The sequence below is a fragment of the Streptomyces sp. NPDC014891 genome (genome assembly GCF_043081085.1).
GTDB lineage: Bacteria > Actinomycetota > Actinomycetes > Streptomycetales > Streptomycetaceae > Streptomyces.
On the sequence record NZ_JBIBWF010000002.1, the window covers coordinates 715,510 to 737,258 of the forward strand.

21 protein-coding genes are annotated in these 21,749 nt (G+C 72.5%); 10 read left to right on the forward strand and 11 right to left on the reverse strand.

What is annotated here, in order from left to right; translation table 11 throughout:
• Positions 1 to 207 precede the first annotated feature (207 nt).
• The 3 genes from ACF09E_RS07745 to ACF09E_RS07755 form a co-directional block, all read right to left on the reverse strand.
• Positions 208 to 975 carry a GntR family transcriptional regulator gene (locus ACF09E_RS07745; RefSeq protein WP_388798390.1) on the reverse strand — a complete coding sequence of 256 codons (768 nt, stop codon included), beginning with the start codon at positions 973 to 975 and terminating at the stop codon, positions 208 to 210.
• 50 nt (positions 976 to 1,025) lie between these two features.
• On the reverse strand, positions 1,026 to 1,985 hold the full coding sequence (locus ACF09E_RS07750; RefSeq protein WP_392204331.1) for a hypothetical protein: 960 nt from the start codon (positions 1,983 to 1,985) through the stop codon (positions 1,026 to 1,028).
• A gap of 476 nt (positions 1,986 to 2,461) precedes the next feature.
• The gene (locus ACF09E_RS07755) at positions 2,462 to 3,748 is read right to left on the reverse strand and encodes an ROK family protein (RefSeq protein ID WP_392204332.1); all 1,287 of its coding nucleotides are present in this window, start codon (positions 3,746 to 3,748) and stop codon (positions 2,462 to 2,464) included.
• Positions 3,749 to 3,832: 84 nt separating this feature from the next.
• Here ACF09E_RS07755 and ACF09E_RS07760 point away from each other — a divergent pair, with 84 nt between their 5' ends.
• Together ACF09E_RS07760 and ACF09E_RS07765 are read left to right on the forward strand one after the other, a co-directional pair.
• On the forward strand, positions 3,833 to 4,921 hold the full coding sequence (locus ACF09E_RS07760; protein ID WP_392204333.1) for a Gfo/Idh/MocA family oxidoreductase: 1,089 nt from the start codon (positions 3,833 to 3,835) through the stop codon (positions 4,919 to 4,921).
• Positions 4,918 to 5,418, forward strand: a complete 501-nt coding sequence (locus ACF09E_RS07765) for a heme-degrading domain-containing protein (RefSeq protein ID WP_392204334.1) — start codon at positions 4,918 to 4,920, stop codon at positions 5,416 to 5,418. The genes ACF09E_RS07760 and ACF09E_RS07765 overlap by 4 nt, the downstream gene beginning before the upstream one ends.
• A 301-nt stretch (positions 5,419 to 5,719) precedes the next feature.
• Here ACF09E_RS07765 and ACF09E_RS07770 read toward each other — a convergent pair whose 3' ends face one another.
• The 4 genes from ACF09E_RS07770 to ACF09E_RS07785 form a co-directional block, all read right to left on the reverse strand.
• Positions 5,720 to 6,577 carry a fumarylacetoacetate hydrolase family protein gene (locus ACF09E_RS07770; protein WP_392043330.1) on the reverse strand — a complete coding sequence of 286 codons (858 nt, stop codon included), beginning with the start codon at positions 6,575 to 6,577 and terminating at the stop codon, positions 5,720 to 5,722.
• 138 nt (positions 6,578 to 6,715) lie between these two features.
• Positions 6,716 to 7,456, reverse strand: a complete 741-nt coding sequence (locus tag ACF09E_RS07775) for a YidC/Oxa1 family membrane protein insertase (RefSeq protein WP_392204335.1) — start codon at positions 7,454 to 7,456, stop codon at positions 6,716 to 6,718.
• A gap of 134 nt (positions 7,457 to 7,590) precedes the next feature.
• Positions 7,591 to 7,887, reverse strand: coding sequence for a DUF6412 domain-containing protein (locus tag ACF09E_RS07780; RefSeq protein ID WP_361854945.1), 297 nt, complete (start codon positions 7,885 to 7,887; stop codon positions 7,591 to 7,593).
• Positions 7,888 to 7,985: 98 nt separating this feature from the next.
• Complete coding sequence (locus ACF09E_RS07785) at positions 7,986 to 8,516, reverse strand: winged helix-turn-helix transcriptional regulator (RefSeq protein ID WP_392204336.1); 531 nt, start codon at positions 8,514 to 8,516, stop codon at positions 7,986 to 7,988.
• Positions 8,517 to 8,617: 101 nt separating this feature from the next.
• On the opposite strand from ACF09E_RS07785, the gene ACF09E_RS07790 reads away from it, so the two are divergent.
• Positions 8,618 to 10,012 (forward strand): MFS transporter, encoded by a 1,395-nt coding sequence (locus ACF09E_RS07790; protein WP_392204337.1) that lies wholly within the window; start codon positions 8,618 to 8,620, stop codon positions 10,010 to 10,012.
• Here the strand turns inward: ACF09E_RS07790 and ACF09E_RS07795 are convergent.
• Positions 10,009 to 10,815, reverse strand: a complete 807-nt coding sequence (locus ACF09E_RS07795; RefSeq protein WP_392204338.1) for a class E sortase — start codon at positions 10,813 to 10,815, stop codon at positions 10,009 to 10,011. The two genes, ACF09E_RS07790 and ACF09E_RS07795, sit on opposite strands and share 4 nt — an antisense overlap.
• A gap of 63 nt (positions 10,816 to 10,878) precedes the next feature.
• Between ACF09E_RS07795 and ACF09E_RS07800 the strand changes: the two genes are divergently transcribed.
• From ACF09E_RS07800 to ACF09E_RS07810, 3 genes are all read left to right on the forward strand, one after another.
• A complete protein-coding gene (locus ACF09E_RS07800; RefSeq protein WP_392204339.1) occupies positions 10,879 to 11,874 on the forward strand; it encodes an SEC-C metal-binding domain-containing protein in 996 nt (331 codons plus the stop codon).
• Between the two features lie 111 nt (positions 11,875 to 11,985).
• A complete protein-coding gene (locus ACF09E_RS07805; protein ID WP_392204340.1) occupies positions 11,986 to 12,942 on the forward strand; it encodes a NaeI family type II restriction endonuclease in 957 nt (318 codons plus the stop codon).
• Between the two features lie 15 nt (positions 12,943 to 12,957).
• Positions 12,958 to 13,479 carry a very short patch repair endonuclease gene (locus tag ACF09E_RS07810; protein ID WP_392204341.1) on the forward strand — a complete coding sequence of 174 codons (522 nt, stop codon included), beginning with the start codon at positions 12,958 to 12,960 and terminating at the stop codon, positions 13,477 to 13,479.
• On the opposite strand, the gene ACF09E_RS07815 is transcribed toward ACF09E_RS07810, so the two are convergent.
• The 3 genes from ACF09E_RS07815 to ACF09E_RS07825 form a co-directional block, all read right to left on the reverse strand.
• Positions 13,480 to 14,670: a DNA cytosine methyltransferase gene (locus ACF09E_RS07815; protein ID WP_392204342.1), complete on the reverse strand. Its 1,191-nt coding sequence runs from the start codon at positions 14,668 to 14,670 to the stop codon at positions 13,480 to 13,482. It lies immediately after the preceding gene.
• 191 nt (positions 14,671 to 14,861) lie between these two features.
• Positions 14,862 to 15,065: a hypothetical protein gene (locus ACF09E_RS07820; RefSeq protein WP_392204343.1), complete on the reverse strand. Its 204-nt coding sequence runs from the start codon at positions 15,063 to 15,065 to the stop codon at positions 14,862 to 14,864.
• A gap of 129 nt (positions 15,066 to 15,194) precedes the next feature.
• Entirely contained in the window at positions 15,195 to 16,052 is an 858-nt protein-coding gene (locus ACF09E_RS07825) for a hypothetical protein (protein ID WP_392204344.1), read from the reverse strand.
• Positions 16,053 to 16,343: 291 nt separating this feature from the next.
• On the opposite strand from ACF09E_RS07825, the gene ACF09E_RS07830 reads away from it, so the two are divergent.
• The 4 genes from ACF09E_RS07830 to ACF09E_RS07845 all read left to right on the forward strand — a co-directional run bounded on the left by ACF09E_RS07830 (position 16,344) and on the right by ACF09E_RS07845 (position 20,990).
• Entirely contained in the window at positions 16,344 to 17,033 is a 690-nt protein-coding gene (locus ACF09E_RS07830; RefSeq protein ID WP_392204345.1) for a hypothetical protein, read from the forward strand.
• 47 nt (positions 17,034 to 17,080) lie between these two features.
• Complete coding sequence (locus tag ACF09E_RS07835; protein ID WP_392204346.1) at positions 17,081 to 18,520, forward strand: transcriptional regulator; 1,440 nt, start codon at positions 17,081 to 17,083, stop codon at positions 18,518 to 18,520.
• Between the two features lie 2 nt (positions 18,521 to 18,522).
• Complete coding sequence (locus ACF09E_RS07840) at positions 18,523 to 20,352, forward strand: DEAD/DEAH box helicase (protein WP_392204347.1); 1,830 nt, start codon at positions 18,523 to 18,525, stop codon at positions 20,350 to 20,352.
• Positions 20,353 to 20,504: 152 nt separating this feature from the next.
• Entirely contained in the window at positions 20,505 to 20,990 is a 486-nt protein-coding gene (locus ACF09E_RS07845; protein WP_392204348.1) for a TrmO family methyltransferase, read from the forward strand.
• Positions 20,991 to 21,749 lie beyond the last annotated feature (759 nt).

Consider the following 21,749-nt stretch of genomic DNA (forward strand, 5'->3'; position numbering starts at 1 on the left):
GGAACGGGTGGCCCGGACGGGACCGGTGGGCGACGGGACGGTGAACGGCCCGCCAAGCTTGGACCAGACCCGTTATCTTCTCGTTATGTCAGGGCGGCGGGGTGGGCGGCCCGTTCACCCGCCGGCCTTCCCCGCCGGCCTCCCGCGCCTTTCCCGTACGGCGGATCGCGTCGCCGCCCCCGCCACCGCTCCCGTCGCGGCCCTCGTTCAGCCCTGCCGGCCCAGGTGGGCGGTGAAGCTGAACCGGTCGCCCCGGTAGAGGGTGCGGACCCGCTCCAGGGGGCGGCCCGCGGTGTCCCGCGAGACGCGGTGGAGCAGCAGCATCGGCAGCGCCGGCGGGGTGCCGACGAGAAGGGCCTCGCGCGGGGTCGCCAGCACCGTCTCGATGCGCTCGTCGGCGTCGCCGAAGGAGATGCCGAGGCGGTCGTGGAGGTAGGCGTAGAAGGAGGAGTCCGGGTCGAACTCGGTGTCCAGGTGCGGGGCGCGGGCCTCGGAGACGTACGTGCTCTCCAGGCCGACGCGCTCGTCGTCGGCGAGCAGCACGCGCTCCATGTGCCAGACGGGCTCGCCGCGTTCGGCGCCGACCTCGGGGGCGAGTGCCTCCGGGCAGGGGAACCGGTCGAGCGAGATGAGGCTGCGGCCGGGGCGGCGGCCCTGGCGGCGGACGCCCTCCGTGTAGCTCGCGAGCGACAGGGGCTGTTCGAGCTTGGGGCCCGCGACGACCGTGCCCCGGCCCTGACGGCGCAGCCTTCCCTCCAGGAGGAGTTCGCGCAGCGCCTGCCGGACGGTCTCGCGGGACACCTCGTAGCGGACGGCGAGGTCGCGCTCGGTGGGCAGCAGTCCACCCTCCCCCAACTCGTCCACCATCAGGGCCAGTCGGGCCTTGACGGCGTAGTACTTGGGCACGCGGCCGTGCTCCGGGATGCCGGAGTTCACAGGGGCGCCCGGGGTGCCGGGGGTGTTCTGGTAGTTCACCGGGGGATGGTCGCAGACGGGGATGAACGGGAAGGTGTACGCGGCATGTCTCACCGGTGCCGGCGGCGGCGGGCGATCCGGACGAGGACGGCGCCGAGGACGACGAGGCCGCCCGCGAGCGCGGCGACGAGCGCGGCCTTCCGCTCCGACTCCCTTCCCGTACTGGCGAGTTCGTCGTCCGGCCCGGCGAGCACGAGGTCGTCGGGGCTCGCGGTGGCGGTGCCCGGCGGGCGGGGACTCACGGTGGGGGGCCGCGAGGGGGTCGCCGGAGCGGACGTGCCGGATGTGTCAGGTGCGGGTTCTTCGGTGCCGGTGCCGTCGGAGGGCGCCGGGGAGGCGGGGGCCGGGGCGGCGGGGCCCACGGTCAGCCGGTAGTCGTCCGACTCGCCGACCCAGTCCCCGTCGGCGCCCCGGCGCTGGACGACCGCCGCCTTCACGACGACCTCGTCGGGGGCGGCCTCCGCGCGGAAGCCGAGTCGCACGGAGACCGAGAGGGTCTCCTTCGAGGGCACCACGAAGCCGTCGAAGCCGGTGAACGCACCGACGTTCTCGGCCTGTTCGGTCGCCTCGAAGGCCACCGGCCGCCAGCGCGCGGCGCCGCCGTCGTAGAACTCGAACCGGATCTGCTCGGGCCGCAGCCTCCCCTGCTCGTCGGTGAGGACGAGCACGGGGTGGATCCCGGAGCAGAGTCCGTCGGTGGTGTTGGTGAGGTCGAGCTTCCACTCCTGGAGGCCGCCGCCGGCCGGGTACTCCGACGGACCGCCCTGGATCCGGGTGTCGAGGGGGAACGCGGATCCGGAGGAGGCGCCGCAGGTGGGCGCGGGGGGATCGGGGGCGGGGATGGCGGGGGCGGCCTGCGCCGGGGCGGGGGCGGTCGCGGGAGGCCCCGAGGGGTCGGGCGCGGCCGGGACGGGCGGCGCCAGGGCGAGCTGGGCCGTCGCGGTGGCCGCCAGCACGGCCGCCGTGGCGAGGGAACGGGGGGTGCGGGGTCGCAGGGGTGCGGAGGGCATGGGGTGAGGGCCTTCGCTGCTCGCGGGCGTACGGGTCGGCCGCGACGCTGCCATGCCAGCGGCCCGGGGCCCGGACGGCGACACCGCGGCCACCCCCGGACGGCCCGGCCGATCCGCCCGATCGGCCTACAGTCGTACGGTCCGATGAGCGTTTCGGCTGATGGGCGTCTGGGCTGATGGGCGTCTCGACCGATGGTCGCCTGGGCGGATGGGCCGACGATCGGACAGGGCTGAGACCGGCGGAGACGCGGTAGGGGGCGGGAGCAGGGCGAGGGCTGAGCGAGGGCCGGGCGAGGGCCGAGCGAGGGCCGAGCGAGGGCCGAGCGGGAGCAGGGTGAGGGCCGAGCTCAGGACGCGCCGGCTCGTACTGGCGCGGTGCCGGACCACGACGCGTTGGCTCGTGCGGGCAGGGCGAGGGCCAGGCTCAGGACGGGCGGTGCGGACCAGCCGCCGCCTTCCCGCAGGCCCCGGCGGACTCAGGCCGCCCGCGGTGCCGATCCGCCGCCGAAGAGCGGGGCCAGGACCAGCCAGGCCGCGCCCTCCGCCACGGAGTCCCGGTCCCCCGCCACGCGCACCGGCGCCGTCAGGCCCAGCCCGGCGAGCACCTCCCGCACGCCGCCCGCGAACACCTCGGGCGCGGCGAGCACCAGTCGACCGCCGAGCAGGACCTCGTCGATGTCGAGGAGCCGTACGACGTTGGCGGCGCCCGCGCCGAGGATCCGCGCAGCCTCGGCCGCCTCGCCGCGCGCGACGGCCGCGAGGCACAGCACCTCCAGGCAGCCTCGGCCGCCGCAACCGCACACGGGCCCGTCGAGCTGGACGGTCTGGTGCCCCAGCTCGCCGGCCCCCGTCCTGTCGCCGCGGAGCGGGGCCCCGCCGAGGACGAGACCGGCGCCGAGGCCCGTACCGAGGTGGACGTACGCGAAGGAGGAAGGGGCGGCGGGGCGGACCGCGAGGCCCAGGGCGGCGGCGTTGGTGTCCTTGTCGAGGACGACGGGCAGCCCGGTGCGCCGGGCCAGCTCCTCGCGCACGGGGTGGCCGTCCCACTCGGGGAAGCCCGTCACCCGGCCGGGCACTCCGGCGCGGTGGTCGAGCGGCCCGGGCATCGCGACCCCGACACCGAGGACGGGCGCGGGGAGCGGGCCGGGGACGGAGTCCGGTACGTGGTCGACGCGCGGGCCGGGGACGGAGTCCGGTACGTGGTCGACGCGCGGCCCGGGGACGGAGTCCGGTACGGGATCGCCGTACGGCCCGGGGACGGATTCCCGTTCGTGGTCGCCGTACGACCCGGGGACGGAGTCCGGCGCCTGGTCGGCGTACGGCCCGGCGGTGACCTCGGACGCGTGCGGCTCGGAGGCAGCGAAGCCCGCCGTCAGGGCCCTCACCTCCGCCGCCACCGCCGCCAGGACGGGCCCCGCGCCCTCCCCCAGGTCCAGGGCGCGGGTGCGCCGGGCGACGACCGTGCCCGCGAGGTCGGTGAGGAGGCTGGTCAGCTCGTCGCGGTCGAGGTGGACGCCGACGGCGTACCCCGCGGTGGGCACGAGCCGCAGGACCGTCCGGGGTTTGCCGCCGGTCGAGGCGCGGTGGCCGGCCTCCGTGGCGAGGCCCTCGGACCGCAGCCGCGCCGTGATCTTGCTGACGGCCTGCGGGGTGAGCCCGGTCCGCTCGGCGAGCTCCAGACGGCTGATCCCGGCCTCGCCCGCCGTGCGGAGCAGGTCGAGGACGAGCGCCGCGTTGGGGCTGCGCAGGGCCGGCACGTTCACTGCACCACTCCGATCGGATACGTCTCCACCTGCCCATTGTCGCTGCCGCTTGCACTTTGGCAACGCCGTTGTTTAAGTGAGGGCATGACTGGCACTCCCCGCACCCCCCTCCGCGTCGGCCTCGTCGGCTACGGCCTCGCGGGCTCCGTCTTCCACGCCCCGCTGATCGCCGCTTCCGCGGACCTGGTCCTCGCCGCCGTCACCACCGGCAACCCCGAGCGGGCCGCCGAGGCCCGCGCCGCGCACCCGGGCGTCCGGGTCGTCGCCGCCCCCGAGGAGCTGTGGACGGACGGAGCGGCGGACGAGCTCGACCTGGTGGTCGTCGCCTCCCCGAACAAGACACACGTCGCGATCGCCACCGCCGCCCTGGAGGCGGGCCTGCCGGTGGTCGTCGACAAGCCGCTGGCCGGGACCGCCGCCGAGGCCCGCGCCCTCGCGGCCCTCGCCGAGGAGCGGGGCCTGCTGCTCTCCGTCTTCCAGAACCGTCGCTGGGACAACGACTTCCTGACCCTCCGCCGGCTCCTCGACGAGAAGGCGCTCGGCGAGGTCCAGCGCTTCGAGTCCCGCTTCGAGCGCTGGCGCCCGCTTCCCAAGGGCGGCTGGCGCGAGTCCGGCGCACCGGCGGAGATCGGCGGTCTGCTCTACGACCTCGGCAGCCACGTCGTCGACCAGGCACTGGTCCTCTTCGGCCCGGTGGTCTCCGTGTACGCCGAGTCGGACGTCCGCCGGCCGGGCGCCGAGGCCGACGACGACACCTTCCTCGCGCTCACCCACGCGAACGGCGTGCGCTCGCACCTGTACGTGAGTGCCACGACCGCCCAGCTCGGACCCCGCTTCCGGGTGCTCGGGCAGCGCGCGGGCTACGTGAAGTACGGGCTCGACCCCCAGGAGGCGGCCCTGCGCGAGGGTCTGCGGCCGGAGCCGGGCACGGCGTGGGGCGTGGAGCGGGAGGAGCTGTGGGGCCGGCTCGGCGCCGGCGAGTCGCCGCTGACCGGCGGCGGCACACCGGTCGAGTCGGTGCCGGGCGACTACCCCGCGTACTACGCGGCCGTCGCCGCCGCCCTGCGCGGCACCGGCCCGAACCCGGTGACGGCGCACGAGGCCGCGGCCGCGCTCGACGTCCTGGAGGCGGCGCGGCGGTCCGCCCGCGAGGGGATCACGGTGGCGCTGTGAGCGAGCCGGAGGTGCACGATCTGGAGGCCCAGGAGGCCGGGCTGGTCCTCCCCCGCTTCACGTACGAGGACGCCTGGACGCTCGGCGGGCTGCTCGTCGGCATGGCGCGCGAGCGCGGCGCGCCGGTGGCCGTCGACATCCGACGCGGGCCGCAGCAGCTGTTCCACTGCGCGCTGCCGGGGTCGAGTGCGGACAACGACGCGTGGATCGACCGCAAGCGGCGGGTCGTCGAGCGGTACGGCGTGAGCTCGCTCCTGGTCGGCGCCCGGTTCCGGGCCAAGGGGACGACGTTCGAGGCGTCCTCGCGCCTCGACCCGGACCGGTACGCGGCGCACGGCGGCGCGTTCCCGCTCGCCGTCGAGGGCGCGGGGGTGATCGGCTCGGTCACGGTCTCGGGACTTCCGCAGCTGGAGGACCACGCCATGGTCGTCGAGGCACTGGAGCTCCTGCTCGCCTCGTACACCCCGGGCACGCCGCCCACCGCCGGGACCGGCTGACGTACCGCACGGTCGCCCGCCGGCGACGGACGGCGGTGGCGCCCGGGCGGGCGCCACCGTCCCACCGGGAGCGGGCCGGGGCCGGAGGCCCGGAGACCGAGGCCGGGTAAGGCCCGGGGCCGGGGCAGGCGGAAGCCGGGGCCCGGAGGGCGAGGCAGAGCGAGGCCCGAAGCCGGGGCCCGGAGGGCGAGGCCGGGCGAGGCCCGAGGCCGGGGCCCGCGGGAAGCCAGGGCCGGGGCCCGGAAGCCGGGGCCGGCGGGAAGCCGGGGCCGGGGCCCGGGCCCCCCACGCCAGGCCCGGATCAGGCGTCCTTGAGCTCCTGCCGCTGGCGGCCCAGGCCCTCGACCTCCAGCTCGACGACGTCCCCGGCGCGCAGGTACGGCTTGGGCTCCGGCTGCCCCATGGCGACGCCGGCGGGGGTGCCGGTGTTGATGATGTCGCCCGGGTGGAGCGTCATGAACCGGCTGACGTACCGGACGACCTCGGCGACGGGGAAGATCTGGTCCGAGGTGTGGCCGTCCTGCTTGAGCTCGCCGTTGACCCAGAGGCGCAGGCCCAGGGCCTGCGGGTCCGGCACCTCGTCCGCGGTGACGAGCCACGGGCCGAGCGGGTTGAAGGTCTCGCAGTTCTTGCCCTTGTCCCAGGTGCCGCCCCGCTCGATCTGGAACTCGCGCTCGGAGACGTCGTGGGCGACGGCGTAGCCGGCGACGTGCGCGAGGGCCTCCTCGTCGGTCTCCAGGTAGCGGGCGGTGCGGCCGATGACGATCGCGAGCTCGACCTCCCAGTCGGTCTTCACCGAGCCGCGGGGTACGAGCACGGTGTCGTCGGGGCCGACGACGGTGTCCGCGGCCTTGAGGAAGACGACGGGCTCGGCGGGGGTGGCCTGGCCGGTCTCGGCGGCGTGCCCGTGGTAGTTCAGCCCGATGCACACGACCTTGCCGATCCGGCCGACGGGCGGACCGACGCGCAGTCCGGTCGCGTCGAGCGCGGGCAGCACGCCGGCACCGGCGGCGGCCCGTACCCGGTCGAGGGCGGAGGCGTCGGCGAGCAGACTGCCGTCGATGTCGTCGACCAGCGCGGACAGGTCGCGGAGCGTCCCGTCCTGGTCGAGCAGGGCGGGACGCTCGGCTCCCGGCGGGCCGACACGCAGCAGCTTCATGGACTTCTCCCTGTGGTCGAGGCGGGCCCGGGAAAGGGCCCTGAGGTACCCCGGCCGATGGAGTGCGGCCATCGGAGGATTGGTCGATCCTCCAAGAGAAAGGGTCAGTCTGCAAGACCCCGTTCAGCCACTGGACCCTTACGCGCGAGTAGCAAGCGGAGCGGGCCCTTCCTTCTCGCTCCTCTCGCGGAAGAGGAAGGCCCGTTCCGCGGCGGTCCAGGCGGTGCTCGTGACCACGTAGAGCGCGGCGGCGAGCGGGACGACGGCGACCGTGATCAGGGTGGCGAAGGAGAGCAGCGGCATCACCTTGGCGATGGTGCCCGCGCCCGGCGTGGGCTGCCCCAGGTCCAGCGGCTGGGCGGCGAGCTGGGCCTTCGTGCGCCGGTACGTGTACGTGGCGACGGCGACGACGAGCGCGAAGAGGACCAGGTAGACCCGGCCGGCCGGACCGAACGGGCCGCCGTGGGAGAGTGCGTCGGCCCAGTGGTCGCCGAGCGGGGCGGCGAACAGGGTGTGCCCGGCCATCCGGTCGCCGGAGAACAGGTGGTACATCAGCAGGAACGCGGGCGCCTGGAGCAGGCTGGGCAGGATCCCGGCGAACGGCGAGACCTTCTCCCGCGCGTGCAGCTCGGTGACCGCCTTCCTCAGCCTCTCGGGGTTCTTGGCGTGCTTCTTGCGGAGCGCGGCCAGCTCCGGGGCGATCCGGGTGCGGGCCTTCTGCCCCCGCGCGGAGGCCCGGGACAGCGGGTGGACCGCGAGCCGCACGAGCAGGGTGAAGAGGACGATCGCGGCGGCCGTGGCGGTGCCGGCGAAGAGCGGCTGGAGCAGGTCGGCGAGCCGCTCGACCAGGGAACCGAAGGCGGAAAGGACAGCGGACATGGGGAGCCCTCCGTGGGGTCTCGTCGTGCCGGGGAGAGGTCGGGTCTCGGCATGACGGATCCGCGTGAGGGGTGTCCGGTGCGGGGCGCGCGCCCTGTGCGGTGCGCGCTCCCCGGGGGTGGTGCGGGGGCTCCCTACGCGGCCGTCGGGAGGGGACGGCCGGGAGCGCGGGGTCTGCGGCGGCCCGCCGCGTCCGGGTCGCGCTGGGGCAGGAAGGCGGTGCGCCGCTCGCGGTCGCGGAGGGCGGTGCGCACGGCGGTGGGCGGTACGGCCGGGGCCGTACGGGCTCCGAACAGGGCGCAGACGACGGTGGTCGCGGCGAGCGCGACGGCGGCGGGGACGCCACCGCCGTCGGCGAGGAGCAGATCGGCGAGGGCGAGGAGGAAGAACAGCGGCGCGAGGACGCGCAGGGCGATGCTCCCGGTCGTCATTCCGCCACCCCCTTCCACGGGCCTCGCTCGGCTTTCCCACCGGGAGGACGTTCGGGGCGCGCCCGGAGTTCCCGGGCCCGCGCGATCGGGTGGGAGTGTCAGTCGTTCGGGTGATCCAGGGGGACGAGGAGGCGGCGGGGCGCGACGAGGGCGCGGCTGATCGGGTCGGCGGGATCCCGGTCGAGCCCGGCGCCCGGCCGCATCTCGACGTCCGCGGGCGGCACGGGGAGGCGGCAGGCGGGGCACTCGCCGTACGAGCCGAGTTCGGTGCCGCAGTCGGCGTGGTGGAAGTGGCGGACGGCCACGCCTCCGGGCGCCTCGCCCCGTCCCCAGGCGCCGAGCGAGCGCAGCACGGGCCAGAGGGCGAGGCCGCGGTCGGTGAGGACGTACTCGTCGCGCGGGGGTGATTCCTGGTAGCGCCGCCGTTCGAGGACGCCGGCCTCGACGAGGGCCTGGAGGCGGGCGGCGAGGACGGCGCGGGGGGCGCCGAGGTGGACGAGGAAGTCGTTGTAGCGGCGCACGCCGTAGAAGGCGTCGCGCACCACGAGCAGGGTCCAGCGCTCTCCGACGACTTCGAGGGCGCGGGCGATGGAGCACTGCTGGTGGGTGTAGTCCTTGCCGAGAGCCATGCGGACCATCGTACCCACTCAGGTTCATTGAATGAACTGAGCTGGTACCGTGGGAGACCTAGAGTTCATTCACCGAACCTACGGGTGGAAAGGCTCCCGCCATGACCCCGCTCGCGTCCACCGCGCCCGCCACCGCCCCGCCCCGCTCCACCCCCCGCCCCCGGGCCGCGCTCGCCGTCACCGCGGCGGCCACCGCCGTCGCGCTGATGAACTACACGGCCCCGATGCTCACCCTCCCCGACACGGCCGCGGCGTTCGGCACCCCGGCCTCCGCCCGGGCATGGCTGCTCAACGGCACCCCGCTGGGCCTCGCCGTCCTCCTCCTCGTCGCCGGCAGCCTCGCCGACGCGCACGGCCGCCGCCGCGTCTTCCTCCTCGGCACCCTCGCCCTCGGCCTCACCACCGCACTCGGCGCGTTCGCCGGCTCCACGGCCGCCTTCACCGCGGCCCGGATCGCCCAGGGCGCGGCGAGCGCCGCGGTCCTCGCCGGCAGCCTGGGCCTGCTGGCCACCGCGTACCCGGCGGGCCGCGACCGGATCCGGGCCACGGGGATCTGGGGCGCGTCCGTCAGCGCCGGCATCGCCCTGGGCCCGCTCCTCGCGGGCGCGCTGAGCCTGGTGGACTGGCGGCTGGCCTACGCCGTCCTCGGCGCCGCGGCGCTGCTGACCGCGGGAGCCGGGGCACGGCTGCTGCCGGCGGACGAGGCTCCCCCGGCCGGCGCCCGCACGCGCCCCGACCTCGCGGGCGCCACGGCCCTCGGCCTGGCCCTCGCGGCCCTGCTCACCGCCCTCACCCTCGGCCGGGACGGCTGGCTCCACCCCCGGGTGGGTCTCCTCCTGCTCGCCGCGCTCGCCCTGACCGGCCTGTTCGTGCTGGTCGAGCACCGGAGCCGGACCCCCATGGTGGACCTGGCGCTGCTGCGGCGGCCGGCGTTCCTCGCGTCGACGCTGGGAGCGCTGTTCACGGGCCTGGCGGTGATCGGACTGTTCAGCGTGGTGCCCGCGCTGCTCCAGGGCGGAGCGGGGATGTCCCCCCTGGGCGCGGCATGGCTGTTCGTCCTCTGGTCGGGCACCGCCTTCGCGGTGGCCCTGCAGACCCGGCGGCTCGCGGGCCGCGTCCCCGCCCCGTACCAGCTGGCCCTGGGCTTCACCCTGTCGGCCGCGGGGGTGCTGGCCCTGCTCGGCGGCCTGGAGGGCCCGGCCGGCTCCTGGCCCCGGCTCCTCCCCGGCCTCCTGGTGGCGGGCGCGGGCAGCGGCCTGCTCAACGCCGCGCTGCCGCGCCTCGCGGTCGACTCCGTTCCGCCGGAGCGCGCGGCGATGGGCTCCGGCGCCAACAACACCGCCCGCTACATCGGCTCCTCGGCCGGCGTGGCACTGATGCTGGCGCTGGCCACGGCGGGCCCGGACACGGCGGTCCTGGCCGCGGCGGCCCTCGCCGTCGCGGGCGCGGGGCTCACGCTGGCCCTCGGACGACGGCAGCGCGGCGCCTCCCGCTAGGCCACGAGCTTCGCCCAGACGACCAGCCGGTAGGCGCTGCTGAACTCGGGGGTGCAGGTGGTGAGGGTGAGGTAGGCGCCGGGCTCGTCGTACCCGTACGAGGGCTTGACGATCGACCGGGGCACGGCCCGTACGACCCCCACGTCCCGCGGAGCGGTCTGCCGCAGGACCTGGTCGACGCGGTAGACGTACGTACGCGCACGCGTGCGCACGGACACCTCGTCCCCGGGCACCAGCCGGTTGATGTACCGGAAGGGCTCGCCGTGGGTGTTGCGGTGCCCGGCGAGGGCGAAGTTCCCCGTACGGCCCGGGGCCGCGGTGCCGGGGTAGTGCCCGACGTACCCCTTGTCGAGGACGGACCGCTTCGAGATGCCCCGGGCGACGGGGACGGTCAGGCCGAGACGCGGGATGCGCAGGACGGCGAAGGCGGCGGAGGGCGCCGGATCGCCCGGGTCCTCGGCGGCGGGGCGGCCGGCGGGAGCGCCGGAGGGGCCGACGGAGGGCGCGGCAGCCTCGGGCGGGGCCGTACCGGTGGGCGAGGAGCCACCGGTGACGGGGTCAGGGACGGGGACGGAGACGGGGGGAGAGATGTCCCACTCCCGCTCCAGGACGCGGACCTGCTGCAGGGCCTCGGCCCGGGCCTGCCGGTTGGTCCACCAGAGCTGGTGCACCACGAGGAGCAGGACGACGACGCCACAGGTGACGACGGTCTCCGCGCACGCCCAGAGCAGCCGGGCACCCGCGCGGCGACGCCCCCGCGACTGCACGACGACCGGTATCCGCTGCCCCCTGCCGACCCGCACGCGGGGCACGATAAGCGCTGGGCCGCCAACTCTCCAGGCCCGTACAGCAGTACGGTGGAGCGCATGCGCCCCGACACGCCTGCCGCCCACGCCACCGAAGCCGAGCGCCTGCTGCGCACGGCAGCGCAGTACCCCGGAGACCGGGAGCCCCTCTTCCTCCGGGCCGCGGCACACCTGGAACTGGCGGGCGACCGCCAGGCGGCCACGACCCTCTACGACACCCTGCTGTCCTCCGCCACCGCGAACCCGCCCCTGATCAGGGCGTTCAAGGCGGCGAACCTGTGGGAGTACGGCCACGAGGCCGAGGCCCGCGCGATCATCGACGGCATCCGGAGCGCACGGCCCGCGGACGCGGCGCCGTGGGAGATCGCGGCGGAGACGCTGGAGGCCCACGACGAGCTGGAGGCGGCGGAGCAGACGCTGACGGAGGCGGCGGAGCTCCTCGTCACGTCCGCGGAACTCCCGCACGCCACGCAGTCCCTCCTCACCACCCGCCACCGCGTCCGCCGCATGCTGGCGCTGGACCACGACGACTGGGACGACCGGGCGGACCGCCTCCACACGGCGGAGGTCCCCCTGGACGAACTCCACGACCCTAAGCGCCTCTGGTCACTCGGCTCCTCGGACCCGGCGGAACTCCAGGCGGAGATCACCCGCCTCCGCTCGGAACTGGGCACCTACCGCACGGCCCTCTCCCGCCCGTTCCCGGTGGCGGTCCTGCACTGGCCGGAACCGGAACTGGACGAGCTCCTGGCCGCGTATCCGGAACTGGAGGCGGAGTACCCGACGTACCGCGCGCACCTGACGGACATCGAGGCCTCCCTCCGCGAACTCGCCCAGGCGGGCACCCCGAACCTGGGCATCGTCCGCGCGACGGTCCCCTCCTACGAAGCCTTCGCGGCCTCGGAATCCACCCACCCGTCGAACGCGGACCTGCTCCCCCAGTACGCGACGACCCTGGCAGCCCGAGGCAGGGCGACGGCATGGCCCCCGGCCTGGACGGACACCTGCTGGTGCGGCTTGGAACGGGCTTACGGGGAGTGCCACGGGGCGGAGTGACCCGGGGCGGTCCGGCAGAATGCTGGTGCGGCACGGGGTACGGGGAGCGCCAAGTGGCGGAGTGATCCGGGTCGCTCATGAGGCGTGGATACATCCGGGGAGCTGACAGCAGTGCAGGAATCCTTTCTTCCTTTCGACATCGCGGCCGCGCACAACGTGGCAAGCCGGCTGAGCTGCTCCCCGGAACCTGACGCCGCCGTCTCCGAGGTGGCCGCCTGGCTGGAGCAGCGGCAGGCGGCCCAGGTCATAGGAGACTCGATCCGGCAGGCATTCGACGAAGTGCTGGACGGTCAGCGCACCGGCCGCTTCGACATCGACACGCTGGAGAAGACCGAGAAGACCTACCTCGGCACCAAGGTGGAGATCATCCTGAGGAGCTCCTTTGGCCTGGGCCGCGGCCGGAGCATGGACTACGTAATCGCCGGTCATGAGGTCGACTCGAAGTTCACCGTCGGACAGAACTGGACCGTTCCGTCGGAAGCCGACGGGCACATCTGCCTTCTCGTCTCCGCCAACGACCGGAAAGGCGAATTCACTGCGGGAATCCTGCGCATCAGCGACGACGTGCTGAACCCCGGCAGGAACCGGGACGGCAAGCGAACGCTTTCGGCTTCGGGGCGAAACGCCGTCCTCTGGATCGCCAGCCGGGCAAGGCTTCCGGAGAACATCCTTCTCCGCACCAGCCAAGCCGACCGGGAAGCGATCTTCGGAGCTGGCGGGGGAAGAAGCGGACAGTTGCGTACCGACGAGCTCTTCCGTCGAGTTCAGGGACGGGTCATCAACCGGAACACCGTTCTCACCGTCGCCCGGCAGGACGACAGCCCCAAGCGGGTCCGCGACGCCCGGAACAGGCTGCGCTCCGAAGGCATCGCCATCCTCGGGCACCTGCATCCGCACCCTCAGATCGCCATGGCACTCGGCCTCGACGTTCCGGGAAAGGGATCGTGGCTCTCGACGGCCCTTACTCAAGTCGGCTCCGAAAGCAGCCGGGCCAGGGTCGAAATCAACGGGCTCTTCTACGCTGTTCCCCTCCCCGGGGAACAGCCGACCGTCCCCGCGCCGCTGTAGGGGCCAACCAGCACCATGGACAATCCGCGCCAGAAGGACACCCGCCCGCCGGCCGGGGAGCCGGAACTCCCGCCGGGTTCCTGGGCCTCATCCGCCGCCCGCCGGCGCAATATGCAGGCCATCCGCAGCCGTGACACGAAACCGGAGCAACTGGTCCGGAGGCTGCTGCACGCTCAGGGGCTGCGCTACCGCGTGGCCGCCAGGCCGGTGGCCGACCTGCGGCGGACGGCGGACATCGTCTTCCGGCCGGTGAGGGTCGCGGTGTTCATCGATGGGTGTTACTGGCACGGATGTCCCGAGCATTACGTGCCGCCCAAGACCAACCCCGGCTACTGGTCGGACAAGGTCGCCGGCAACATGGCCCGCGACCGGGACACGGACGCGCGGCTGCTGGAGGCGGGATGGGCCGTCCTCCGCTTCTGGGAGCACGAGGCACCCGCCGAGTGCGCCCTGCGGATCGCCGCCGAAGTGGAGAAGCGCCGTGCCTGCACCCGTGCCGAGAAAGAGGGCACGGATACAGGCACAGACACTCCCTGATCAGGACTGCTGCGCGTCTCTTTCCCGGGCGGCCTTCAGGACCTCCATGATCGAGCGGCCCACGGCCTCGGCGACCGGCGGCGGGAAAGCGTTGCCGACCTGCCGGTACTGAGCCGTCTTGCCCCCGTCGAAGATCCAGTCGTGCGGAAAGCCCTGGATGATCGCGGCCTGCTCGACCGTCAACATCGGTCCGTCCGCGCCGAAGAGGTCGCGGTTCGCCGAGTTCTTCTTCTCGGCCGTCTCGGTGTCGTTGGCGACCCCGAGGCCCGACACACCCAGCTGCTTCCAGGCCGCCTTGGCCCGGCTCGGACCGAGGTCGGCCCCACCGTGCTTCTTCGAACCGCCCACGAGCGTGGGGGCGATGCCGGCGCTTCCCTTGGCCCTGAGCTCCGCGTGTCGCTCCGACGCCTTCCGGTACCACTTATCCAGGGCATCCCGCGCTTCCTGCTCACGGGCGCCGCCGTAGTGGGCGGCGTACCGCGTCTCCATCGACTCCTTCAGGGCCTCCGCGACGCTGAACGGCTCCTCGTGTGTCGGCGTGGGCCACTCGTACTTCACGTCCTTCAGGACGTCTTCCCGGATGGCGACGAGAATCGCACGCGGCCGGAGCTGCGGGACACCGAAATTACTGGCCTCCAGAAGACCCCAGTGACAGACCCGGTAGTTCATCCCCTTCTCGGTGACCACGGTCCCGTCTACCTCGCGGTACGAGCCACCCGCGAGCCTGGCCCTGATGTAGTCCCGGTAGTCCTCGAATTTCGGGTCCAGAATGCCCCGCACGTTTTCAATCATGACCGCCCGGGGGCGGAGCTTTCCCACCAGATCGAGCATGCGCGGGAAGAGATCCCTCTCGTCGTCCCTGCCCAGCTGCTTCCCGGCGTGCGAGAAGGGAGGACACGGCACGCCGCCGGCCAGGAGGTCCAGCTCCTCCGGCTGGAGCGGCACCCCATCCCGGCGGACGGTTTCGAGGGGCTCGAATTCCTGCACGTCCGAGTGGCTGAGGTCACAGTGCCGCAGCTCCCACGCCCAGTCCGGGCGCGTCGCGATGTTCCGTCGCAGCGTCTCCCTGGCGTTCTTGTCGATCTCCACGAGTGCGAGGTGCCGGAAACCCGCGCGGTGCAGGCCGATGGCCTGTCCGCCGGCTCCAGCACAGATCTCGATCGAGGTGAACTCCGATGCAGTGCCGGCCATGCACCCTCCTTCATACGCGAACCCCGGCTGGCGCCTTGTGCCACCAGCCATCACAGAGGGTGACAGACCCCACTGACAATGGGCCGCCCCGACAATAGACAGCGCCCACATAAGTGTGCGGCATCAGGCACGGGTGGATTACCGCGCCTCGGGCGATCGGGAGAGTACGCCTCGCACGGCGCCCTCGGTGGCTAACCCGCCACACTCCTGAACAGAGTGAGGACCAGGATGCCGAGGGTAAGCGCGCCGGCGAAGGCTCCGGCTCCCCAGCGGACCGAGGCGAACATCGTCTCCCCCTCTGCCCTGGAGAGGGCGAAGGCAGCAGCGGCAGCGACGACCGAGACGAAGACGGCGAAGCCGATCCCGACGATCAGGGCCAGCGAAATGTGCAGCATAAAGGGACTCCTGTGCAGCGTGAGCGAGGAGGCGGTCCGGATCCGGGCGCCACAGAGACCGGAGTGGCGACTTCGTCCCACCCCGTGCTGGTGTTCTTCGGAAATGCCCGACGGCTGTCGGCTAGTCGGCTAGCGCCCCAGGCTGGCCTCCGCGGGAAGGCTGGCCCGCATGATGAGCTCGGCGGAGCTTCCGAGACCGGCGCCCATCAGCGCGAGGGCGAGCCGCATGGTGGCGTCCGCGGCACGCTGCCGGTCGGCGAGGAGCAGCGCCTCGGCCAGGTCCGCGTCGCCGGTGGTGTGGAGCGCGGCGACGGCGGCGCAGAACTCGGCCTCGCTGAAGGCCCTGCTGGCCGACCAGGCCGTACCAACGAGGTGCCGGAGGTTCCCCGACGCCCGCGCCGCCCGCAGGATCCCCAGAGTTTCAGTCACCGCGCCGCTCTCGGCGATCTCCATGCTCGTCTCGGCGGCCTCCAGCGCCTCCTGGTTCCCCGCGTCCTGCGCCGAGTACCCCGGCATCTCCGAGCTCTCCGGGTTCTCCCCGCTCTCCAGCAGCGCGGCGTTCCCGACGTTCCGCCGGTCCTGCGCCGGTCCCGTTGCCGGAGGGGTGCCGGATGCCGAGGCGTCCGTGCCGGTTGCCAGAGCGGGCAGCCCCCCGATGACGGACGCGGCGTGGACGTCGCGGTCGAGCCGGTTCAGCCACGCATACGCGCGCAGTTCCTCCAAGGCGGCCAGGGTCACCGGCGCGTCACCGGCCGAGTGCGCCCGTGCCGCCGCGAAGAGGACGCGAAGGTCCGACTGCCAGGGGATGCGGCGGCCGATCCAGTAGTTGGACAGGGTGCTGGGTGCGATACCCAACTGCTGCGCGCGGACGCCCTGCTTGGGGGACCTCATCGCGTTGACCAGCGCGCGGAACTGCGTGGCGAACTCGATGCGCCCAGGGGTGCACTCTTCCCAGAACGATTCCCGTACCTGGCCCAGAGCGGCCATCGAACCTCCAGAGGCGAACGTATTTGTCGAGCAATCAGTCTGACGCGATCATGCGCAGACACAACCAGGAACCAGTCATTCCGCCGACCTGGGTGTTTGCATTGGCACCGCTCGGTCTCCCAGTGTTTGCGTTTCCGCCAGACCGCGCCCCGACATGTTTGCGTTGGGCCGCAAACACCCGGGACAGCTTGATCTTCCGGCCGGCGCCCCCTTCCAATGGAAGGCAAACGGATCCGGGCGCCGGTGTCCGCACGCGGACGCCGGCCCCTGGTCGGCCTTAAGGAGATCATCGTGGTGGACACCGGCATTCCCTCGTGGCGGACCAGCACGCAGGGGACCATGGTCCGCTGCGCACTCTGGCTCGTCACCGAGGTAGGCGTGGGTTCGGTCTTCACCAAGACCCAGCTGCGCGAGGCATTCCCGGAGACCTCGCAGATCGACCGTCGCATGCGTGATCTCCGGGTACATGGCTGGGTCATTGCGACAAATCGCGAGGACCCCACCCTCTCCCCGAGCGAGCACCGGTTCGTCGAGCAGGGGGCCGAGGTCTGGAAGCCCGGCCAGGCACGGGTCAAGCCTGCCGCCGCCGGCATCAGCGCTCCACAGCGCCGTGAGATCCTCGACCGGGACGACCACCTCTGCCGCGTGTGCGGCATCGCCGCCGGCGAGGCGTACGACGGCGGAGTCGAGACCGCCCAGCTGGACATCGCCCGCCGTGAGGTACTAAAGCCGGGCGGCAAGACCGTCGAGCTGGTCATCGAGTGCCGGCGGTGCAGGATCGGCGGCCGGGGCCGTCAGACCGACGTGACGGACATCCTCGGCCGACTGGGGAAGATGAGCGGTGTGGAGCGCGAGCTCTTCGCGCAGTGGGTGGCCGCCGACCACCGGGACTTCAGCGCCATGGAGCGGCTGTGGGGCGAGTACCGCAGTCTGCCGGCGGAGTCCCGTGAGACGGTCCGCACGGCGGTCAGACGGCCGTAGCCCGTCGTGGCGGAGAGCTGGAAGAAAGAACGGGCCGAGGTCCGGAGTTGAGGAGAAACGTGGGAATGCTGGCATTCGCTCTTCCGCCGAAGGGCCCGGAGAACACCGAGCTCGTCGCACGGCGGCTCCATGAGTCCACCGAAGGCGACGGAATCAGCGAGACCGTAACCGTGGAGTGGAACGGCCGTCCGCTTCATGTCGGTGTCATCGACATGCCGCTGCGCGATGTCTATTACAACCCGGCGACTCACCGCATCAGGGCTCAGCGCGACCACGACCCCGAGCGCGCCCGCGGGCTGGAGTCGGATCCCTGGAGCGTGGAGAGCCAGGAGTACCTCGACCGGCTGCTGAGGGGAAAGCCCGCCAGCCCGGACGAGACGGACCCTGACTTCGAAGCACTGCTGGACAGCCTGCGCTCCGTCGACCAGCAGGAACCCGGGCTCATGACGCACGAGGGCATCCTCGTGAACGGCAACACACGTGCCGCGGCCCTGCGCCGGCTGGGGCGCACCTCGATCCGGGTCGGCGTCCTCCCCCGTTCCTTCACCTGGGACGACATCAACGCGGTCGAGCTGACCCTTCAGCTGCGCCCCGACAAGCGTCGTGACTACTCCTACATCAACCGCCTGATTGCCATGGAGGAGCAGGAGGAGATGGGGCGCGAGGCGGCCGACATCGCCCGCGACTTCCACATCCAGCTCAAGACCTTCCGGCAGGAGCGTTGGATCCTCGGAGTGATCCGGGACATGATCGAGCGCAGCGCCACGCCTGAAGGCGCCCAGCTCGGCCTCTCGGACTTCGAGGGCCATCAGGAGAACCTGAAGGAATTGCACCGTACGTACGAGAAGGTGCGGGCTTCGAGCCAGGAACAGGCCGAGCGGGTCAAGGAGAACCGGATCGCGGCCATCATCCTGGACTTCGCCAAGACCAAGACCCGTGTCATCGGAGAGGACTTCCAGGGGGTCTACCTGGAGGAAAACCTCCCCAAGCTGTTCGAGGCCGCCGGTTCCCCCGGGAAGAGCCCCGCAGAACCGGCCGGAATCTCCATCCCCGGGCTGTCCGTCGCCGTCGCTCCGCCCTCAGACCCGGTCGTCCGGGCCCGGGCCGTGACCGACCAGATCCTCAAGGCCCGCGCCACCTGGTCCTCCCGCAACGCTCCGGACGCCGTACGTGAGGCCGCCCAGCGCGAGATCGCCGAAGCCCGTAAGGGGATGCGCCGCGCGCTGGACGCGGCGGAGCGGGATGACCGGCTCAGGAAGGTCAGGCAGACCACGGCGGAGCGTCTCGACGACGCGCGCGCGTCGATCGACCAGAGCGTGAGCGATCTGGTGCAGGCGCTCGGCAGCCAAAGCCTCGACGAGGCGAGTTTCGACAGCGCGCTGCTCAGGGTCCGGAGCAGTCTCGCGAAGCTGGCCCGACAGGCCAGCCGTGGTGTCAGCACGCGCGGCGAGGGCGTCACCTGGCTGATCAAGGCGAGCGAGGACTGAGCATGGCCGGCACGGAAGAGCCCTCGCTCAGAATCAGCTTTGACGAGACGCGGACGAAGGTAGTTTTCCGCTGCCTCGCGGACGGCCAGGCGCATCTCGTGCGGTTCATCGCCCGGTACGGCAGCGGGAGCCAGCGCGGTCCTCAGGCGGCGGAGGTGGACTTGGAGGAGTTCCTCGCCCAGCTGCCCCTGCTGACCCACTGGTACGACCCGCAGGGTGTCGTCTTCAGTCCCGGCCTGAGGGCTCTCGCCGAAGGGTCGGTACGCGACTCGCAGGCGGTGCAGGCCCGTCTGGAGGCGGGGCAGCGAGGCGAGCAGGTACAGGGAGAGGTCTCGCCCTCTGACGTCCCCGCGCTCCTCGGCCCGGCCTGGACGGCTCCGCTGACCAGTTTCCAGCAACGCGACATCGCGAAGCTGCTGTCCCTCACACACGGCGCCAACTTCAGCGTTCCCGGGGCGGGCAAGACCCGCGCCGCCCTGGCGGTGTACGCGGCCCTCCGGCAGGCCGGCAAGGTCCGGCGGCTTCTGGTGGTCAGCCCGAAGTCCGCCTACGAGGCGTGGACCGACGAAGCCGCCACGTGCTTCTCCGTGCCACCCGTTCTCCGCGTCTTCCAGCGGTCGGAGGACAGCGGCGCGGAGATCCTGCTCGTCAACTACGAGCGGCTGAGCCGACAGCAGACCCAGCTCGCTGAGTGGCTCTCGGCCGGCCCGGCACTCATGGTCCTGGACGAGGCCCACCGAATGAAGCTGGGCGTCCGTGGCACGTACGGCGCCAGCTGCATGGCGCTGGGGCCACTGGCCGCGCACCGCCTCATCCTCACCGGGACCCCTGCGCCGAACGGCGCCAAGGATCTGGAGAGCCTCCTCTCGTTCGTCTGGCCCGGGCACGGGCGGCGAGCCGTGGACCAGGCGGTGGCGGGTGGGGACCTCGCGCACGCGAGCCGGGTGCTGAGACCGCTCTTCACCAGGACGACGAAGAACGAACTCCAGCTCCCCCCGGTGGACATACGGGTGAAGTACGTCCAGCTCCCTGAGGCGCACCGCCGCCTCTACGCCGCGCTCAGGAACCAGCTCACCGACCTCCAGGACCGCGAGCAGGAGGAGTTCACCCGGCTGGGCAAGGTGCTCGTCTACCTGATGATGGCCAGTACGAACCCCGCCCTGCTGGAGTCCGGCTCGGACCGTTACCAGCCCCTGCCACTGTTCGCGGCCCGGCGCCCGGCGGACCCCGGTCTCCCTCTGCTGGATCTCATGCGGGAACTTCCGCGCTACGAGCTGTCCCCGAAGTACGAGGCCGTGCTGCGGACCGTGACGGAGAACGCCCGCGCGGGCCGCAAGACACTCGTCTGGTCGACCTTCGTCAGGAACCTGACCACGCTCGCGGCTTCTCTCGATTCGCTCCGCCCAGCGGTGGTCCATGGCGCCACCCCGGACCGGGACGAGCAGATCCGAAGGTTCCGCGAGGACCCGGACTGCATGGTACTGCTCTCCAACCCGGCCACGCTGGGCGAGGGAATCAGCCTCCACCACGTCTGCCACGACGCCGTCTACCTCGACCGCGACTTCGCGGCCGGCCGCTACCTCCAGAGCCTCGACCGCATCCACCGGCTGGGACTCGCCCCGGGTACGGACACCCGCGTGACGGTGCTCGTCGCCGAGGGGACGATCGACGCGGTCGTACACGATCGGCTCGGCCGCAAGCTGGAGTTCATGGGCCAGATCCTCGACGACCCGGTCGTGAGGGAGCTGGCGGACCCGGAGGAGGACCTCACTCCATGGGGAATGGACTCCGCCGACCTCCACGCGCTGCTCGGTCATCTGCAGCAGCCGTGAACGTCGGCATCGCGGCCGTCAACATCCACCCACGCGTGCAGATCGACGATCAGCTTTGATCCGGGGCTCTCCCGCCCGCCCCACATCCCTGACGCCGCCGCAGCCGTCATCCCTCGCAAGTGGCGCTACCGAGAAGGAAGAAGGGGGCCGTCGTGCCTGCTCAGTCGATTGAGGTGCCAGTCATCGCTGACGTGATCGGGGGCCACTCCGGGCGACTCGACGACTTCAAGGGTGGCGTGGAGTCGGTCATCCGCCTGAAGTCCGAGTTTCCACTGGAGACCCTGCAAGGCATCGAAGAGTTTTCGCACCTTCAGGTCACCTGGTTCTTCAACTTCGGATCGCCGGATGACATCGCTCTGCACGCGCGCAGCCCCCGCGACAACCCGGCGTGGCCGGCGACCGGTACGTTCGTCCATCACAACCATCGACGGCCTGCGCGGCTCGCCACTTCCTTCCCCAGGCTACTCAAGGTTGACGGACGCGACCTGCACGTCGTCGATCTCGACGCCGACGACGGCACTCAGGTTGTTGATCTGGTCGCGGTGTTTCAGGAGATGCTCCCCCGTGGTCCCGTGGCCCAGCCGACGTGGCCGGGTGAGATGCTCGCCGACTACTGGCGGGATGCTTCTGAGCGCTGAGGGGGCTTGTGTACCCGGCGACCGGGAGGGGCCTCGGGGTGGGCCGGGTTCGTGGGGTTCTGGTGGGACCGCCCTCTTTCCGAGAGTCGCTCCTTCCGGTGGTGCGTCAAGGGCGCTCCTTCGTCGCGTCGGCTTCGCCGATTCCGCTGCGCTCCACCCTTGACCCACCACCGGAAGGAGCGAAAACACTCTCGGAGGGCGGTCCGGGGGCCGGGGTCCACGCACACGGCCCGGGCAGCGGCCGGGGTTGGTGGGCGTGTGCGGGCCGGTGGGTGGGGGCTTGGCTTGTGGCAGGGGCCGGTGGGACTCCGTCGGCCGGTTCGGGGTGCGCGGTTGTTGAATGGGGCGGTCGGAGTCCGGCTCAGCGGGTTGCGCTCGTCCGGGGTGGGGCTTCAGGCCCCGCTGGTCACTCCCGGTGGGGGGTAGACGAACGAAACTGCGCACTACTCCGGGTAACAGGCCCTGAGTTAAGCCACATTCGGCGCGAATCACCCTTATAGGGCGATGAAAGTGCAAGAAACACTCGCCGACCGCTCCTCACCACCCACCAAGGGCGACCAGCGGGGCCTGAGTCCCCGCCCGAAGACGACGGGCGGCCGCTGAGCGCCGCCGGGCCGCCCCATTCAACAACCGCGCACCCCAACGGACCAACGGAGGCCCACCGCCCCCCGCCGCTAGCCAAGCCCCCACCCACCGACCCGCAGACGCACGCCAACGCCAACCGCTGCCCGGGCCGAACGCGCGGCCCCGCCCCCGGCC

Coding starts and splice junctions, on each gene's coding strand:
- ACF09E_RS07750 (WP_392204331.1), bottom strand. CDS start 1,985: ATGCCCTCCGCACCCCTGCGACCCCGCACCCCCCGTTCCCTCGCCACG.
- ACF09E_RS07760 (WP_392204333.1), top strand. CDS start 3,833: ATGACTGGCACTCCCCGCACCCCCCTCCGCGTCGGCCTCGTCGGCTAC.
- ACF09E_RS07770 (WP_392043330.1), bottom strand. CDS start 6,577: ATGAAGCTGCTGCGTGTCGGCCCGCCGGGAGCCGAGCGTCCCGCCCTG.
- ACF09E_RS07775 (WP_392204335.1), bottom strand. CDS start 7,456: ATGTCCGCTGTCCTTTCCGCCTTCGGTTCCCTGGTCGAGCGGCTCGCC.
- ACF09E_RS07780 (WP_361854945.1), bottom strand. CDS start 7,887: ATGACGACCGGGAGCATCGCCCTGCGCGTCCTCGCGCCGCTGTTCTTC.
- ACF09E_RS07785 (WP_392204336.1), bottom strand. CDS start 8,516: ATGGCTCTCGGCAAGGACTACACCCACCAGCAGTGCTCCATCGCCCGC.
- ACF09E_RS07790 (WP_392204337.1), top strand. CDS start 8,618: ATGACCCCGCTCGCGTCCACCGCGCCCGCCACCGCCCCGCCCCGCTCC.
- ACF09E_RS07800 (WP_392204339.1), top strand. CDS start 10,879: ATGCGCCCCGACACGCCTGCCGCCCACGCCACCGAAGCCGAGCGCCTG.
- ACF09E_RS07810 (WP_392204341.1), top strand. CDS start 12,958: ATGGACAATCCGCGCCAGAAGGACACCCGCCCGCCGGCCGGGGAGCCG.
- ACF09E_RS07815 (WP_392204342.1), bottom strand. CDS start 14,670: ATGGCCGGCACTGCATCGGAGTTCACCTCGATCGAGATCTGTGCTGGA.
- ACF09E_RS07820 (WP_392204343.1), bottom strand. CDS start 15,065: ATGCTGCACATTTCGCTGGCCCTGATCGTCGGGATCGGCTTCGCCGTC.
- ACF09E_RS07825 (WP_392204344.1), bottom strand. CDS start 16,052: ATGGCCGCTCTGGGCCAGGTACGGGAATCGTTCTGGGAAGAGTGCACC.
- ACF09E_RS07840 (WP_392204347.1), top strand. CDS start 18,523: ATGGCCGGCACGGAAGAGCCCTCGCTCAGAATCAGCTTTGACGAGACG.